The sequence below is a fragment of the Brevibacillus gelatini genome (genome assembly GCF_050920745.1).
In the GTDB taxonomy this organism is placed as follows: Bacteria; Bacillota; Bacilli; order Brevibacillales; family Brevibacillaceae; genus Brevibacillus; species Brevibacillus gelatini.
In genome coordinates this window covers 3414860-3430454 of the sequence record NZ_CP154342.1, presented here as the reverse complement: position 1 = coordinate 3430454, position 15595 = coordinate 3414860, and the positions used below count along the sequence as shown (strand labels likewise).

General features: G+C 53.7%; 16 protein-coding genes, 2 tRNA genes and 1 riboswitch. Of the genes, 12 read left to right on the top strand and 6 right to left on the bottom strand.

Annotation, left to right across the window (positions count from 1 at the left end; genetic code table 11):
• Positions 1-205 precede the first annotated feature (205 nt).
• The 7 genes from AAFJ72_RS16570 (at position 206) to AAFJ72_RS16540 (ending at position 7594) form a co-directional block, all read left to right on the top strand.
• The gene (locus AAFJ72_RS16570) at positions 206-1489 is read left to right on the top strand and encodes a copper resistance protein CopC (RefSeq protein WP_432774803.1); all 1284 of its coding nucleotides are present in this window, start codon (positions 206-208) and stop codon (positions 1487-1489) included.
• A 12-nt stretch (positions 1490-1501) separates the two neighbouring features.
• On the top strand, positions 1502-2140 hold the full coding sequence (locus tag AAFJ72_RS16565; RefSeq protein WP_432774802.1) for a YcnI family copper-binding membrane protein: 639 nt from the start codon (positions 1502-1504) through the stop codon (positions 2138-2140).
• A 161-nt stretch (positions 2141-2301) separates the two neighbouring features.
• Positions 2302-2559, top strand: a complete 258-nt coding sequence (locus AAFJ72_RS16560) for a hypothetical protein (RefSeq protein ID WP_432774800.1) — start codon at positions 2302-2304, stop codon at positions 2557-2559.
• 251 nt (positions 2560-2810) lie between these two features.
• Positions 2811-3896, top strand: coding sequence for a ribosome small subunit-dependent GTPase A (gene rsgA / locus AAFJ72_RS16555; RefSeq protein ID WP_122906418.1), 1086 nt, complete (start codon positions 2811-2813; stop codon positions 3894-3896).
• Positions 3897-4034: 138 nt separating this feature from the next.
• Positions 4035-4136: riboswitch (purine riboswitch) on the top strand.
• Positions 4137-4468: 332 nt separating this feature from the next.
• On the top strand, positions 4469-5059 hold the full coding sequence (locus tag AAFJ72_RS16550; RefSeq protein ID WP_122906419.1) for a xanthine phosphoribosyltransferase: 591 nt from the start codon (positions 4469-4471) through the stop codon (positions 5057-5059).
• A 31-nt stretch (positions 5060-5090) separates the two neighbouring features.
• A complete protein-coding gene (locus tag AAFJ72_RS16545; protein ID WP_432774798.1) occupies positions 5091-6398 on the top strand; it encodes a nucleobase:cation symporter-2 family protein in 1308 nt (435 codons plus the stop codon).
• 161 nt (positions 6399-6559) lie between these two features.
• Positions 6560-7594, top strand: coding sequence for a hypothetical protein (locus tag AAFJ72_RS16540; RefSeq protein WP_432774797.1), 1035 nt, complete (start codon positions 6560-6562; stop codon positions 7592-7594).
• 56 nt (positions 7595-7650) lie between these two features.
• Here the strand turns inward: AAFJ72_RS16540 and fosB are convergent, their stop codons facing one another.
• Complete coding sequence (gene fosB / locus AAFJ72_RS16535; RefSeq protein WP_432774796.1) at positions 7651-8076, bottom strand: metallothiol transferase FosB; 426 nt, start codon at positions 8074-8076, stop codon at positions 7651-7653.
• 152 nt (positions 8077-8228) lie between these two features.
• Complete coding sequence (locus tag AAFJ72_RS16530; RefSeq protein WP_122906422.1) at positions 8229-8456, bottom strand: hypothetical protein; 228 nt, start codon at positions 8454-8456, stop codon at positions 8229-8231.
• Positions 8457-8600: 144 nt separating this feature from the next.
• On the opposite strand from AAFJ72_RS16530, the gene AAFJ72_RS16525 reads away from it, so the two are divergent.
• The 5 genes from AAFJ72_RS16525 (at position 8601) to AAFJ72_RS16505 (ending at position 11015) form a co-directional block, all read left to right on the top strand.
• On the top strand, positions 8601-9113 hold the full coding sequence (locus AAFJ72_RS16525; protein WP_432774795.1) for a hypothetical protein: 513 nt from the start codon (positions 8601-8603) through the stop codon (positions 9111-9113).
• 74 nt (positions 9114-9187) lie between these two features.
• The gene (locus tag AAFJ72_RS16520) at positions 9188-9712 is read left to right on the top strand and encodes an RNA polymerase sigma factor (RefSeq protein ID WP_432774794.1); all 525 of its coding nucleotides are present in this window, start codon (positions 9188-9190) and stop codon (positions 9710-9712) included.
• Positions 9702-10724, top strand: coding sequence for an anti sigma factor C-terminal domain-containing protein (locus AAFJ72_RS16515; protein WP_432774793.1), 1023 nt, complete (start codon positions 9702-9704; stop codon positions 10722-10724). Before AAFJ72_RS16520 ends, AAFJ72_RS16515 begins: the two co-directional genes overlap by 11 nt.
• A gap of 116 nt (positions 10725-10840) precedes the next feature.
• Positions 10841-10917, top strand: a tRNA-Pro gene (locus AAFJ72_RS16510).
• A 15-nt stretch (positions 10918-10932) separates the two neighbouring features.
• Positions 10933-11015 (top strand) — tRNA-Leu (locus tag AAFJ72_RS16505).
• A 417-nt stretch (positions 11016-11432) separates the two neighbouring features.
• Here AAFJ72_RS16505 and AAFJ72_RS16500 read toward each other — a convergent pair.
• Genes AAFJ72_RS16500 through AAFJ72_RS16485 form a run of 4 tightly spaced genes read right to left on the bottom strand, consistent with a single transcriptional unit; the run spans position 11433 to position 15490 of the window.
• On the bottom strand, positions 11433-11585 hold the full coding sequence (locus tag AAFJ72_RS16500) for a hypothetical protein (protein ID WP_432774792.1): 153 nt from the start codon (positions 11583-11585) through the stop codon (positions 11433-11435).
• 5 nt (positions 11586-11590) lie between these two features.
• Positions 11591-12820 carry a Ger(x)C family spore germination protein gene (locus AAFJ72_RS16495; protein ID WP_432774791.1) on the bottom strand — a complete coding sequence of 410 codons (1230 nt, stop codon included), beginning with the start codon at positions 12818-12820 and terminating at the stop codon, positions 11591-11593.
• Positions 12813-13919 (bottom strand): GerAB/ArcD/ProY family transporter, encoded by a 1107-nt coding sequence (locus AAFJ72_RS16490; RefSeq protein ID WP_432774790.1) that lies wholly within the window; start codon positions 13917-13919, stop codon positions 12813-12815. The genes AAFJ72_RS16495 and AAFJ72_RS16490 overlap by 8 nt, the downstream gene beginning before the upstream one ends.
• Positions 13916-15490 carry a spore germination protein gene (locus tag AAFJ72_RS16485; RefSeq protein WP_432774789.1) on the bottom strand — a complete coding sequence of 525 codons (1575 nt, stop codon included), beginning with the start codon at positions 15488-15490 and terminating at the stop codon, positions 13916-13918. Before AAFJ72_RS16485 ends, AAFJ72_RS16490 begins: the two co-directional genes overlap by 4 nt.
• Positions 15491-15595 lie beyond the last annotated feature (105 nt).

The window sequence follows — 15595 nt, the reverse complement described above, 5'->3', positions numbered from 1 at the left end:
AATGAATATCTGTGCCGCAAAAGAAGCGTATCCAAGACACCGCGCGGGAAAAACGACCCGTCGGTGTCTTTTTTGTTCGGATTTTCGGCTGCTTCAAAAATTCGTCACAGCAGATAGCCCGATGTAGCCATACAGATTGACAGACGCATTTGATAGGATTAGTAACGAAAAGGCGAAGGAAGTAGGTGATTGGCTGATGCACAGCATGAAGCGACTATGGACCGTGCTTTCGCTGGCCTTTTTTCTCGTGCTTGCGATTGGAAATCATTCGGCCTATGCCCATGCAGGCATGATGGGCAGCACCCCGAAAGACGGCGAGGTGCTGCAGGCGAATCCGGGACAAATTTCTGTGCGCTTTACCGAGACGTTGGAGCCGGATCTCGTCATGGTTCGCCTGTTTGACTGGAACGGCAGGGAAATACCGCTGCAGCGTCCGACCTTGCAGCCGGGAGATGCTTCGCAGGTGAATGCGCAGTTGCCGCCAGATTTGGCGGAGGGGACGTATTCCGTGATCGTATCGGTCGTATCGGAGGACGGCCATCCGGTGGAGGAGCGCCTGACTTTTTCCATCGGGCAAAAAAGTGCGGTCGTGGTGCCGCCCGGTGAACAGCAGACGGATACGAAGTATATGATCGTCTATCGTTATCTTGCGCAAGGGATTATTCTTCTCGGCGGCGGGCTGTATCTGATTGCCGCTCGGGGACAGCGCTACGGCTTGCCGACGCTGGAGTCGCTGATCGGGATCGGCAGGCAGATCGGCTGGGCGCTCGCGCTCGTGGGACTTGTTTTTCTCTGGTTTTTGTACGACGAATCGTTGCCGGCTGTATCCTTGACGCAAGCTCTGTGGCAGTTTGACAGCGACTTGCTCTTGCAGTCTCCATTTGCGGTCATGCTGATCGTCTCCTTTTTGCTCCTGCTGTTATTGGCGATTCCGAACATGGTATCGGGCTGGTACGCGGGAGTTTGGGTGCTGCTGATTGGTGCGCAAGCTTTTGGCGGGCATGCCTGGGGGATTGCACCTGTCGGGCTGTCGATCGTGCTGCGGCTGCTGCACGTTCTGACCGTGGCGTTATGGCTCGGTGCGCTCGTCTACCTGCTTTTGGTGGCAAAAGAAACAGAGCGGGGCAATGAGTCGTTCAAAGCGTTCTTTTTGCGTCTGGTTGCCGCGGCGGCCGCGCTTGCCATCGTGACGGGAGCGCTTATGCTGATCGTGCAGACCGATCTGACGCTTATCTGGCAAAGCTCCTTTGCCTGGAGTTATCTGCTCTACGTCAAAATCGTCAGCGTCTGCATCATGCTCGCGCTCGCCTATCGGCAAACGAAGCGCTGGCGGGCGAACAACAGCCTGCGCATGAACCTGTTGCGCTGGGAAATCATGCTCGGGATCGTCGCTGTGCTGGCAGGGCTATGGATGAGCCAGAACAACTATCCGACTGAGATGAATGACACGACAAACACGCAAGCCGCAACCCAAACGGCGGCTGACTAGGAGGTTTTTTGCATGAAGATGAAAAAATGGCTGAGCAGTGTACTGGTGGCAGGAGCAGTCTTGACGCTCGCAACAGCGGCGCAAGCGCACGTCAATGTCTATCCGAAAGAAACCACTACCGGCTCTTATGAAAAATATACCGTTCGCGTCCCTGTAGAAAAGGACGTCAATACGGTAAAAGTGAAGCTGGAATTTCCGGCGGGCGTGAAAGTGAACACCGTGCAGCCAGTTCCAGGCTGGAGCTACGAGTTTGAAAAAGACAAGGACGGTGTAAACACAGCACTCGTCTGGACCGCGACAGACGGCGGCATCAAGGCGCATGAGTTCATGGAGTTCGCTTTCGTGGGCGCGAACCCGAAAGAGGAAGGCACACTGGCGTGGAAAGCGTACCAGACATACGCGGACGGCGAAGTAGTGGAGTGGACAGGAGACAAGGATTCCAAGACGCCGGCGTCCGTGACTACGGTGAAAGCAGGTGCTGGTGAAGCAGGTCACGATCACAGCCACGACGCTGCTGCGCCAGCGGCAGCACAAGCTCAGTCCCAGGACCAGGCGGCGGCAAGCGCAGGTGGCAGCAACACGTTGCCACTGGTGCTCTCCGGACTGGCGCTTCTGCTCTCGATTGTAAGCCTGTTCAGAAAAAAAGCGTAAGCACAGCAGAAAAACCGTGCAGCGAATCAGCAAGCTGCACGGTTCTTTATTTTTTCGTCGCAGTCTCTTTATTCAGCCTGTCCCAAAAGGGGAGCCGGATCATGGTATAATGTGAGTGAACACTGTATGGTCTCATACGGACAGAGAGGACGTGGACGCTCATGGATTTTGCTTTTATCTTCATCATTTTACTCGTGATTGCCGTATTTTTCTTTTCGAGCAAGGTCGCAAAAGGCAGAAAAGACAGAAAAGTAAGAAAAGACAGACGTTCTCGTTCTCGCTATGCCGCTTCCTCGAATAGCAACTGGTTTTACATGGACAGCAGCGATTATCACGACGACCATCATCACCACCACGACTCGGATGGACATGATTGCAGCCACGACAGTGACAGCGGAGATTGCGGAGGTGATGACTGAAGCTTTTTTCCACGCCCCCTGATATGTTACAATGATGGGGTAAAAAGTTGATTCCCAACCAGGAATGGTGCGGGCTTGAAAAAGGAGAGATGTATTATGGCAAACATCAAATTTGCAGAGATTGTAGGAACGTCCGTCGCAGGAATCCTCCTTTCAAGCGAACAGTAGCACCGTTCAAAAAAATGAGGATTCGACTGCGACTGGTTTTGGCGTAGGGCCAATCAAACAACCATTTGCAGGAGGAATCCGTTTTGAATCACACAACCAATCAAGCTGTTTTGCAATCATTGGGCTGGAATGAGCATTTTGCCAATCTTTTTGTTCCTTATGCCGAGCAAGGCTACAGCGTGGGCAGAATCACGCTGGAACATAAACGCATCTATCGTCTGTTGAGCGAGCACGGCGAGCTTCTGGGCGAAGTCACGGGCAAGCTGCGCTATGAGGCGACAGGCCGCGAGGATTATCCGGCGGTAGGAGACTGGGTCGTCATCACGGCGCGTCCCGAAGAAAGGAAAGCTTCGATCCATGCGGTGTTGCCGCGCAAAAGCAAGTTTTCCCGCAAGGTTGCGGGAGACAGCATCGAAGAGCAGATTGTGGCTGCCAACGTCGATACCGTATTTTTGGTGAATGCTTTAAACAACGATTTTAATATACGCAGGATGGAGCGCTACCTCATCCTCGCCTGGGAAAGCGGAGCCAATCCGGTGATCGTGCTCTCCAAAGCCGACTTGTGCGACAATCTGGAGCAGCGCATCGCGGAGGTGGAAAGCGTCGCGATTGGCGTGCCTGTGCACGTAGTCAGCGCTGAGCGGGGAGAAGGGCTGGAGCAGCTTGCTCCGTACCTGGGGCGCGGCCAGACAGTGGCGCTCATGGGCTCCTCTGGTGTCGGCAAGTCTACCTTAATCAACAAGCTGAGCAAAGAAGAGCGGCAGCGTGTAAGCGGAGTGCGCGAGGGAGACGATCGCGGCCGCCATACGACTACCCACCGCGAGCTGTTTCAGCTTCCGGACGGCGCTCTCATGATTGACACGCCGGGCATGCGCGAACTGCAGCTGTGGGAAGCGGATGAGGGATTCCGCGGAGCTTTTGACGACATCGAGCAGCTGGCAGCAGCATGCCGTTTCAACGATTGCCAGCATGGACGGGAGCCAGGGTGCGCCGTTTTGGCGGCGATTGAAGACGGTTCGCTGGAAAAGGCTCGCTTCGACAGCTATTTGAAGCTTCAGCGCGAACTGGCTCACCTGGCCCGCAAGGAAAATGCGCGGCTGGCAGCAGCAGAGAAGGACAAGTGGAAAAAAATCAACATGCAAATGCGAAGCAAAAAACCGAAGCGATAAAACGCAAGAGTCCTTGGACAACCAAGGGCTCTTTTCATTTGGAGGCAGGCAAGTGTGCACCGCGACTTTCATAAAATTACGCTTGATTCCAGCAAGCCAGTTGTGATAGATTGGGTCAAGACCCGGCAATCGTGCCGGATAAAGTGCATACGGAGTGCTCGTATAATTTTGGGAATAAGGCCCAACAGTTTCTACCAGGTGACCGTAAATCACCTGACTACGAGTGAAATTGCGTTCGATCGACTGCGCTGTTCGCTGCTCCCTGTTTCTCGTGACAGGAAGCGGATAATCTGCTAGCAAGAACGCTGACACGCTTTTTTGGCGTGTGATTCCCGAGGGAGAAAAGCCCCGAGGGACAGTTTCACTTGGCGTTGGTTTTATGACATGAGCCTGCCTGTGAGCTGTCCGTTCGGGGCTTTATTTTTTTTCGTCGATGCCATTTAATCCCCATGGCTGTCGACAAAAAGAACAACGCAGGCTCGCCAAGCAAATAGACGATGCGAAGTGTTCTCATACAGTTGGACTAGCGTCGTCTTCTGGCAGCGCTAGAGTTGATGGAGGAGGAAGAAACGATGAAAGAATTGCAGGAGCGCATCGTACAGGACGGGAAGGTGCTGTCGGAATCCGTGTTGAAGGTGGATGCGTTTTTGAACCATCAGGTAGACCCGCAATTGACGATGAAGATCGGCGAGCGTTTCGCCCAGCTTTTTGCCGACGAGAAAATTACGAAAGTGTTGACGATCGAGGCGAGCGGCATTCATTTTGCACTGGCGACAGCGGTTGCATTGGGAGTGCCTTTTGTCTACGCGAAAAAGAAAAAGGCAGTGACGCTGTCAGAAGAGGTGTACTCGGCTCCTGTCCACTCTTTTACCCGTCAGGAAACGTATCAGATCAGTGTGTCCAAACAGTATTTGTCGCCGGATGACCGCGTGCTGATCGTGGACGATTTTCTCGCGACCGGAGCGGCGCTGATCGGATTGACCCAGATTATCAAAGACGCGAATGCGCACCTGGTCGGCATCGGAGCTGTTATTGAAAAAAGCTTCCAGGAAGGCCGTGGACTGCTGGAACAAGCGGGTGTCCGCATTGAGTCTTTGGCCCGCATCGCGTCCATGTCTCCGGAAGGCATTCAGTTTATCCAGGCGGAATCGGTCCGTGTCTAAATACTATGACGAGAGGAGAGTAGAATACTTCATGCTATCCAAACAGAAAATCGTTACGTTAGGTTTGCAGCACGTTCTTGCGATGTATGCGGGTGCTGTCGTCGTACCGCTCATCATTGGCGGGGCCCTGAACCTGACTCCGGCGCAGATTGCCTACCTGATCGCGGCCGATTTGTTTACGTGCGGGATCGCTACCTTGCTGCAAGTCATCGGGACGCGCTACACAGGGATTCGTCTTCCGGTGGTGCTGGGCTGTACGTTTACGGCTGTAGGTCCGATTATCGCGATTGCTTCCACCAGCAATCTGGCCACGGCCTACGGTGCGATTATCGTCTCCGGTGTGTTCGTCGTACTGGCTGCGCCGTTGTTTGGCAAGCTGCTGCGCTTTTTCCCGACCGTGGTGCAAGGCTCTGTCGTGACCATCATCGGTCTGTCGCTCATTCCGGTGGCGATGAACAATGCCGCTGGCGGCCAGGGAATGCCGGACTTCGGTTCGCCGCGCAACCTGCTGCTCGCTCTCGGAACATTGGCGATCATTTTGTTTATCAATCGCTTCTTTAGCGGATTTATTCGCGCGATCTCCGTCTTGCTCGGCCTTGTCGCAGGAACAGTGATCGCCTACATGATGGGGATGGTCAGCTTCGCCAACGTGGCGGAAGCTTCCTGGTTCAGCGTAGTCGAGCCGTTTTACTTCGGCACGCCGCAATTTTCCATCGTGGCCATCGTGACCATGATTTTGGTCAACATCATTAGTATGGCGGAGTCGACTGGCGTTTATTTTGCCCTCGGCAAAGTAACCGAGACAAACGTAACGGACAAAGATGTGGTCAAAGGCTTGCGCGGCGAAGGCGTTGCGATTGTCCTGGGAGGCATTTTCAATGCGTTCCCGTATACGGCCTTTTCGCAAAACGTTGGGCTGGTTTCCCTGACAGGCATCAAAACCCGCGACGTCATGATCGGCGCTGGCGGTCTGCTGGTTGTCCTTGGCCTTTTGCCCAAGCTGGCGGCGCTGACGACAGTGATTCCCAACGCCGTATTGGGCGGTGCGATGATCGCCATGTTCGGAATGGTTGTCGCTTCCGGGATCAATATTTTGTCGCAGGTCGACCTTCGCCAAAATGAAAATCTGTTGATCGCCGCTTGCAGTATCGCCGTTGGCCTTGGCTCTGCGGCTGTGCCCAGCATGTTTGACCAGTTGCCGACCATGGTGAAAATGCTGCTGCAAAACGGCATCGTGACAGGCTCGCTGACAGCGGTCGTCCTGAACATTTTGCTGGTGCATACGAATAAAAAAGTCAACCAGGCTGCCGTTCCAAGCCCGATTTCGGAAGCATCCTGATTGACCTGAAAACCGCCATTCTCTCGCGAAATGCAGAGGATGGCGGTTTTTTCCTTGCTGATAAAAAAGGCTCGCCCAAGGTTGGCAAGCGTCCAGTGGTCTTGGCCAAGTCGGACATAGGATGCTATGTACGAAATCACTTGGGGAGGACAGATGCGTGTATGGCTACCTTTCAGGAAGCGTTGCGAGCCAAGAATCACCTGGTGAAGCGCTGGAAGCGCATGCCCGACGTCATGGGGATCGGGGTTGGATATGTAAACGGCAGGAACAACAAAAAAGGGGCCTGTGTCGTATTGTACACGCTGGACGCCAGTGCGGCCGCGAAAAAAGGCTGTCCGAGCTGCGTTGCGTTAAAACGCAAAAAAGGCGGGAAAAATCCCAAAATCACCTCGCGCGTCGCCGTTCCCGTGAGGACGATCACCTCCGGCAGATGCAGCAGCCATCAAAAGCTGAAGTCAGCTGCCAACTATCGCCGGAGAATCCGTCCGGTCGTAGCGGGCGTAAGCGTCGGATACCCCGGAGCTGCGGGGACGGCGGGCCTGATCGTTACAGGAGCGATCCGCCGCGCCCAGCGCTTTTTGTTGAGCAACAACCACGTCCTGAACCGGAACAACTCTGCTGGCTACTCCGAAACGATCCAGCCGGGAGGGGCGGACGGCGGGCGTTCCGGGCGCGATCGGATTGGACAACTATACCGATTCGTCCGGCTGCGAAAAAATGCACTGAATGAGATGGATGCCGCGCTCAGCATTCCCACCTCGAATGATTTGCTCGCTCCGCGCTATGCGAAAATCGGCACCATTCCGGGTTACGTCCGTTCCTACGCAATCGGGAGCAGGATGAAAAAGGTCGGCCGCACGACGGGCTTTGTCACGGGGGTCGTGGAATCGACACATACGGACATCAAGGTCGATTACGGCGACTACGGCGGTCTGGGAACGATCCGCTTCCGCAACCAGACGGTCATCCGCAGCGACACCCCGATTTCGTTGCCGGGCGACTCCGGCTCTGTCTGGCTGACGGCAAACAATTACGCTGCCGCCGTCAATTTTGCAGGCTCCGCCGATGGCAAGCTGTCGATTGCGTTTCCAATCCACCGGGCGATGCGCGCCTTTGGGGTGCGTGTAGCACAGCCGACTACGTCCCTTTCCAAAAAACGGGGCAAGCGCCGCAGACGGCGAAACGCCAGGAAGTGATCGGCAGCTCGGAAGCGAGGTCGTCCAGACAGGCGAGCACTTCGTCCGCTGCGTTCTCAATCGAAAAACGTCATATGCGTTTTCTCTTCCCGGTAGTAAGCCAGGCGATCCTGCAGTGTGCCCGTGTGCAGCTCGAACTTGTGCCCGTCGGGGTCTGTAAAATAGATCGAGCGTTTGTCCCGCTCGTCGCGCTCGCGGCCGGGGAGGATGTAAACGCCGTGCTGCTCCAGATGGCGCTTCCAGTCGTCAAAGTCTTCTTCGGCAACGGAGAAGGCGAGGTGCGTGTAGGACAAGGCGATTTCGTTGCGAGGGATGTCGCGCTCTTCGTTCAAGGCCAGCCAATAGCCGTTCCAGTCGAAGTAGGCCAGCTTTCTGCCGCGAACCAGCGGCTTTGCGCCGAGGACATCCCGGTAAAAACAAAAAGAACGCTCCAGATCGGAAACGGAAAACAGCATGTGATTCAGCCCTTTCAGCGGCTGCATGGCCATTGCCCCTTTCGCTTTTTTCTGACGTGACGAGATTATTGTACGTCATCGGTGCGACCGGCTGCCATGGCAAAACAGCCGCAAAAAAACAGGCATCCCGCAGGAAACGGTTTGCCTGTTTTTCATTTTCGCGGATCCGTTTCGTATTGTTACGACTGGCCTTGCTGCTGCGATTGCGCCTGTGTTTGCAGTGTGGACTGAACCTGCGACACCATCGTTTGCGCCTGGGCAATTTCCTGCGAAGCCTGCTTCAGCGCTTCTTCGGCGAGCTGCGGATTGGCAGCCGACTGCTCGATGGCTTGCGTAATCATATTTTTCGCGAGTGTGGTTGCCACTTCGGCTTTTTTCAGCGTATCGGTGTTGATCTGTGTTGGCATATCGTTTTCCTCCTTGCGAAAAAAATTGGTTTGACACACACCGTCATAATTTCTCCCGTTTTGCCGCGATTATGCATGCAAAGTCATCGGCCCAACCGTTTGCGGCGAGGGCTGCATACTTTTGTAGGAGGGGAGGAATGCGTGATGAAGAAAAAGTGGGTAGGGGTCGTCAGGCAGGTAGAGCAGGCGTTCTGGACCATTGTTTTTTCGGCGCAGCGGCGTGTAGGGGAACGGGGAAAAATTTTACCCAGGCGGTTCAATTCAAAAGCGAAAATTCGCCGTTTTTTGACCAGGTTCATGACGCCTTGCCTCGCGAGTCGTGTCATCGGCAACCTCGATCTGAGACGGGTCAACGGGAGGCTGGCTGTTCCGGTAGGAGACGGAATCGGTGCGCCGCCAATCGTCAAGGCGCAAATCCTGAAAAAAAGCGGAAAATGCGTGACGCTTGCTGTCTGGTTTCAATTTGACCGGAGCGATCGCTTTTTTAACGTCTACCAGTTAAAAAAGCTGCCGGATGGACGCTGGATCGTGGCGGGACGGCATCCGTTGGACTATCCGTTCAGTCGGCCTGGACACCTCTTTCGGACCGTGCCCGGCTGTTGCTCGCCTTGTGTGCGGGGCTGCAAGCAGGTGAGCAGGAGAGTCCGACGCAGGTGAACGGGGGAGAATTTTTTGACGGGAAATGGTAACATTTTGCGCCTGACTTCGTTTGTAGGTATGGGAGGTGGGAGATGAAGGCACAACTTTGGAGCGAATGGTTCGCCGAATATCAGCAGCCGTTGTACCGCTATTTGTACCGGATGTGCGGTTCGCGCGAAGTAGCCGAGGAGCTGTTGCAGGAGACGTTTTACCGTGCCATGCTCTCCCTCTCGATTCGCGATGCCCGGCAGGCGCGGGCGTGGCTTTACAAAGTGGCGCGGCATCTGTACATCGACTGGCTGCGCAAAAAAACGTCGGAAAAAAGTATGCTGGAAAACATCCGCCGTCTGTTCAGCGCGTCCTCGCGTACGTATGAACCGGAAACGATTTATCGCCAAAAAGAGGACAAGGAGCGGGCAGAGTGGATTTTGCAGCAACTGCCGGAGCGGATGCGAACGATCCTCTACTTGCGCGAGGTCGAGGAATTTTCCTATCTGGAGCTGGCGGAGACGCTGTCCTTGAGCATCGAGCAGGTAAAAGTCACCCTGCACCGGGCACGGAAAAAGTTTCGCGAGTGGGAGAAGCGAACGGAAGGAGGAATGGACGATGGAGGATGACAAGTTGCGCGACAGGCTAGACGTGTCCGAGGTTGCCTGGGACGAGAAAAAGGCACGTCGCCTGATCTGGCGGTCGCGGTTTGCTCTGTGGAAAAATATCGCACAAACTTTGCTTGCGATCTGGTTTTTTTACACGCTTTACATGATCGTCATTCAAATCGGCTATGCGAAGCTGAACAAAGAGGACGACCTGGTCCGCTACGCTTCGACCTTGATCGAAACGCATTACGCGGGCTTGATGGTGGACAAGTCAGGGCATACTCCGGTGTCGCTGTCTCCCTGGCTGACGCAAGAGACGACATTGACGCTGTACAAGCAGCTTGGCAAGTGGGAGGAAATTGTCGGCACGGTGACGGTCAAAAAACCGCTTTGGGGCAAGCTGGAGTACGAAATCCACTACCAAAAAAAGCAGCTCGACGACCGGGACGGGACTTTTCGCTTTGCCCTGCCTTTGTCGCTGCTCGGCCAAAAGCCGCTTGACGAGCGCAAGGAGCAGGACGAGCTGTGGGAGCAGCTTGCCCATATGGAGGACGGCTACGTGGCGGAGATGGCCTTTTCTACGCTTCAGCCGTATGAGCCGATGCAACTCTACAAACTGCTGGAAAAATACGATCTGTACCTGCTGCAGATGGCGGTGTACGGAGGCGAGCTGAAAACGTTCAAGCCGACGCATACGCGCAGTGAAAGCACGGTTTACGTCCCGAACCTGGTGCTGAGGCCGGCAGTTCACTATAGCGAGGGCGGAAGCATGAGCTTGGAAAAGGCGATGAGTTTGCCCGAATCGGTAGAGGACGCCAAAAACCAGCTCATCCCTGATTTGGAGTGGATGCAGTCTTACGCGCCAGATACATTCGATGCCTATGATGAAAAACGGCTCACCTATTTGCGCGAAAAAGGAATCGTCGTCTATGGCGCCGTAGTCACAGGCCCGGTTCGCGAGCTGGAGAAGCTGCGTGCCGAGACTGGGCTTCACGAGTTTCAACTGGGCAGAATCGCTGTGTGGAACTGGTAGCTGATTTTTTGCTAATCCGATCTTGATTTTGAAGCGACTTGTCTGTATAATATTTAAGTGTTGCGGCACCTTGCAGATTTTGTCGAACAAAGTGAAGCAACAGTGTGTGAGCAAATCGGGAAGTAGCTCAGCTTGGTAGAGTACTTGGCTTGGGACCAAGGGGTCGCAGGTTCGAATCCTGTCTTCCCGACCATTTGCACACAAACGGGCCGGTATGGCGGAATTGGCAGACGCGCGCGACTCAAAATCGTGAGGGAAACCGTGGGGGTTCAAGTCCCTCTACCGGCACCAGCAATCCATACATATGGTTTTTGTTTCAAGGTGGGAAACAGCGAGCAAATCCTGTTTCTCACTTTTTTCATTTTCGGGTGCGTCTCGGAGAATAATTTACTGAAAATGGCAAAAGAAAAAGTCAACGATGAGAGTTGACTTTCTTTAGGAACCAACTATCTTCTATTGAAGCCTCATAACGATCAAAGCGATTGTAATCAGCAGAAAGAGGACAAACAAAACTCCAAACACGATTGAGGTGTTTGCAGCCTTGTTAAATCGAGCAAGATCATCCCTCCCTTTTTGATTATAGCACTAGCAAAGCTTTCGGACTAAATTTACCGGAATTTTCTTCCATTCCTTCTTCAGAAAAGCGTCAACGCGCAAACAAAAACGACACGCTCACGGCAAAAAACAGCCAGGCGTGCCTTCCTTGTTTTATGAACTTGGCTTTTTGTTGTTTTTCCAGGGCGGGTCGCCCCATTCGTGGATTTTGTTGCTGACCTTGTAAAACAGAAACGGGATCAAAAAGGCAAGCAGCGCGCCGGCAAAGGTGAGAAACGGTGGCAGTGTACCGAAAAATTTCATCATGCTGGTCACCTTCCTTCATCTAATTCCGAGCGGTTGATGGAACCGATATTTCGCAAGTACACTTTGGCTTTTACCCGGATCTCGCTCTTTTCGTACAGGCGTTGTCCGTCTTCCCAGTCGTGCTGGATCTTCTTCCAGAGCGGGTAATTTTTCTGGCGGATATGGCTGCCCAATTTGATGACATCGACTTTCATTTCCTTGTGTACTTTCTGGAGCGTATCCTGGCACATTCGCTCGATTTCTTTCGCGAACGCTCGCTCCAGTTTTTTCGTTTCTTCCTTGCTGAGAAAATCCATAAGCGAGTAGGCTTCTGCCAAAATGCCCTCGCACTCGATATGGATCGTGAAAACAAAGCGCTGCTTGTCGCGCAAATCTTGTTTGATGGTATGTTTCGTTCCCTGGATGTTCATGACGACCAAATCGTTTTTGACCTTGGCTTTTAGCAGTCCCCCGCTAATATTCCCCGTCAAAAAATTCAAGCCCTCGGTTTCCTCTTCGCCGAGAAAGCCAACTAATTGGTTGTTATTGGAAAAAACAGCGCTGCCCGCCATTTTGATTTCGTTTTTTTCGGCGCGCACCCTTGGAATGACGAAGCCGAAGGGGCTGAGCAGCTCCTCGTGAACGTCACCCATCCTGACCTGGTGAAGCATGCGCGCGTTTCGATCAATGTGTTCGCCAATCTGATTGATGTAGAGCGCAGGCAGCTTTTCCGTTTTCGGCGTGACCTCGATAATGCTTTTGGCGGGTCCTTTGGAGATCAAGACTTTGCTGCCGCGTCTGGAATCGGGATCGCGCAACAGAAAATCCATGGCGTTGGCAAAGCCGTTCTCGGAACGGGCGACATCTTCCGAGATGACGATAATCTTGAGATGCTGGTAAAACGGAGCGCGACTGGTTCGCGTAGCCAACTCGCGGGAAACTTCAAAAAGCGAATCGCCCTCCGAAGTGAGGTTGAGAAACGCCTCGTTTGCCGTGTTTTGTCCGTCGCCTGCCTGGCTGCCTGCGATCAGTCCGCCGGGGATGACAAGTTGGTGGGTGACGAGAAAGCGTTCCTTGACCTTCGGTTTTCCCGGCGACTCCTTTGTTGCCCGCTTTTCCGCCTCGTTGGTGCGGGGGACATCAATGGCGACACCAAGGACAAAGCCGCGTTCTTCAATCTGTACCTGATCCCAGCAGCCTGTGACCAGCGCTGACAGGAGAGCGATCAGACAGGGCAGAACAAAGCGTCTATTCATGGCCTTTCACCCCGCGGAATACAGCGATCACCAACAACAGGATGGGACACAGGTAAACGATAATCATCCCGTAGTACGTCACATAGTCGGCAAAGGTAAAGAAGTCAACCAGATTTTGCGGGAGCATGGCGATGAAGTAAATAATCGGCGACAGAAGCAGGATCCAGACCATTTTTTTTACGTTGCGGAACATCGACGTCAAATTGATGATCGCAATATCGAACCACACCATGCACGTATCGAAAATCGTCATGATCCAGATGGCAAAAAAGATGGATTCGACTCGTTCAAAAAACCCGCCGGGAATTTCCACTTCCTTCGCGAGATCAATTGTCGGGTACGTCAAGTTTTTCACAACCTCCGCAGAAAATACGCCGATGACGAAAATGTAGATGGTCAGGTACAGGACCACCGGGATGAACAGCCCGAGTGCCATCGCCTTTGTTCCCTCTTTCGGCCTTTTCATCAGCATGGTATAGAAAAGGATGATTTCGAACCCGGAGTAAGAAAGCCCCACCGCTTGCGAGCCGTTCAGCAAGGATTGCCAGTCGGACGAGAAAAAGGGGCGGACGTTTTCGAATTCGATCAATTGCGAGGTGAACAGCAAGACGAGAAACAGCACGACAAGGACGACTGGCGAAAACAGCAAATTAAGCCGCAACATGGAGATGCGCGATCCTGCCATGGCGTATTGGACAACAAAGAGAAAGCTCAGGGTAATCATTTCGACAGGGGTATTGTAAAACAAATACTGCTTGGCAATGTTGCCGATCGCGCGAATCTCAAAAGAGACGAACAGCATCGAGTACACACAGACAAGAAAGGTAAGGACGTAACCGACCGGCTTGCTGGCGATCTGCGAGGTGTACTCAAAAAAAGTTTGCCGGGGGAAGCGGGCGGCGAGCTTGGCGAGCAGCCAGCCGATCAGAAAGGCGACCAGGCCGCTGAGGACGATGGAAATCCAGCCGTCGATTCCGCCGGTCTCTTTGGCGAGTGCGCGCGGGAAGGTCAGGATACCTACACCGATCATGACAGAGGTGATGTTGATGCCCATATGGTTTGTGCTGAGCATTTTATCCGACAAGGTTCGTGCACTCATTTGGAGTCCCCTGTTCTCATTCGAATTTCATCTTCCGCATGTAACATTTCGGGGCGGTCTTTCAGAAAAGTGACAGGCGCGCGCAAAATCAGATCTTTCCAGTCTCTGGCCATGTGCGGGGCAAACGGAGCCAGATACGGATGACCGATGCTGGTCAGATTGGACAGGTGTATCAGGATCGCGATCAGGCTTAACACGACGCCGTACACCCCGAAGATCGCGGCGGCAAACATGGCGAAAAACCGGATCATGCGAAAGGCGATCGCCAGGTGGTACGCTGGAATGGCAAACGACGAAATGGCTGTCAACGCTACCACAATAACCATGACCGGGCTGACGAGTCCGGCTGATACAGCGGCGTCGCCGATCACAAGACCGCCGACGATGCCGACTGTCTGGCCGATCGGTTTGGGGAGCCGCAGTCCCGCTTCCTGCAGCAGCTCCATCGTCGTAATCATCATGATCGATTCCACGAAAGCCGGAAAAGGAACGCCGTCCCGCGTGGCAGCGATGGAGAAAGCGAGATCGGACGGAATCAGGCCAGGGTGAAACGTAACCAGGGCGATGTAGAGCGAAGGCGAAAAGACAGCGAAAAAAGCGGCCAAATAGCGCAAAAGACGTGTCAGGGTGCCGACGATCCAACGCTCGTAGTAGTCCTCGGGAGAATGCATGAGCAGACCGAGCGTGACGGGGAGGATCAACACCATCGGGGTACCGTCCAGCAAGATCGCGACACGTCCCTGAAAGAGGGCGGCACTGACCTTGTCCGGACGCTCGGTATTGTTCGACTGGGGAAAAGGCGAGAGAAAATCGTCCTCGATCCACTGCTCGATAAACCCTGACTCTTCGACCTCGTCAACGTCGATGGTGGCGATTCTGCGCTGGACTTCCTTGACCAGATCGGGATCTGCGATATTCTCGATGTAGGCGACGAGCAGCTCGGTTTTGCTGCGCTTTCCTACCACCATGCTCTCAAAGCGCAGGTTCGGGTCTTTGACCCTTCTGCGAATGAGCACAGTGTTGTCCCGAAGGTTCTCGGTAAAGCCGTCGCGGGGACCGCGCACCAGCCCTTCGGAGACAGGTTCCTCGATGGCCCGGGACTTCCAGCCTTTGCTGTCAATGAGAATGATCTGGCTTGTGCCGTCGACAATCAGGGCGGTATCGCCGGACAAAATACAGTCGACGGCAGCTGCAAGCGACGTCTCTTTTTTTATTTCGACAACGGACAAGACCTCGTCAAAAAGCAGGCTGAGGATCTCATCCGGTTCAACAGGAACTGTCTTTTCTGCTATGGAGAGCATAAGCTGGATACGGCCCAGCACTTGTGTATGGAGCATAGCCGAATCGACCAGACCATCAATGGCGATGACGGCGCACAGATGGTTGCTGTTGCCGATGAGAAAGCTGCGAATCAACAAATCGTTCGGATTGCCAAGCAAGGTGCGAAACAGCTCCAGGTTTTCCTTAACACTGCTTGACAGTTCCTGGTCAGGTATTTGTGACTGTTGCATGCGTTGCATGAGGGGAGAGGTTTTCTTTTTGTTTCGGTGGGCGAAAAATTTTCGCATCATGGCATTCCCTCCCATTCCAATGGCAAAAAGCATGTTAGTGCGATTTTTTCCAGAACAAAGGGAATTTATGCGGATGAAAGTTCCACGACAAACTTTCACACAAAG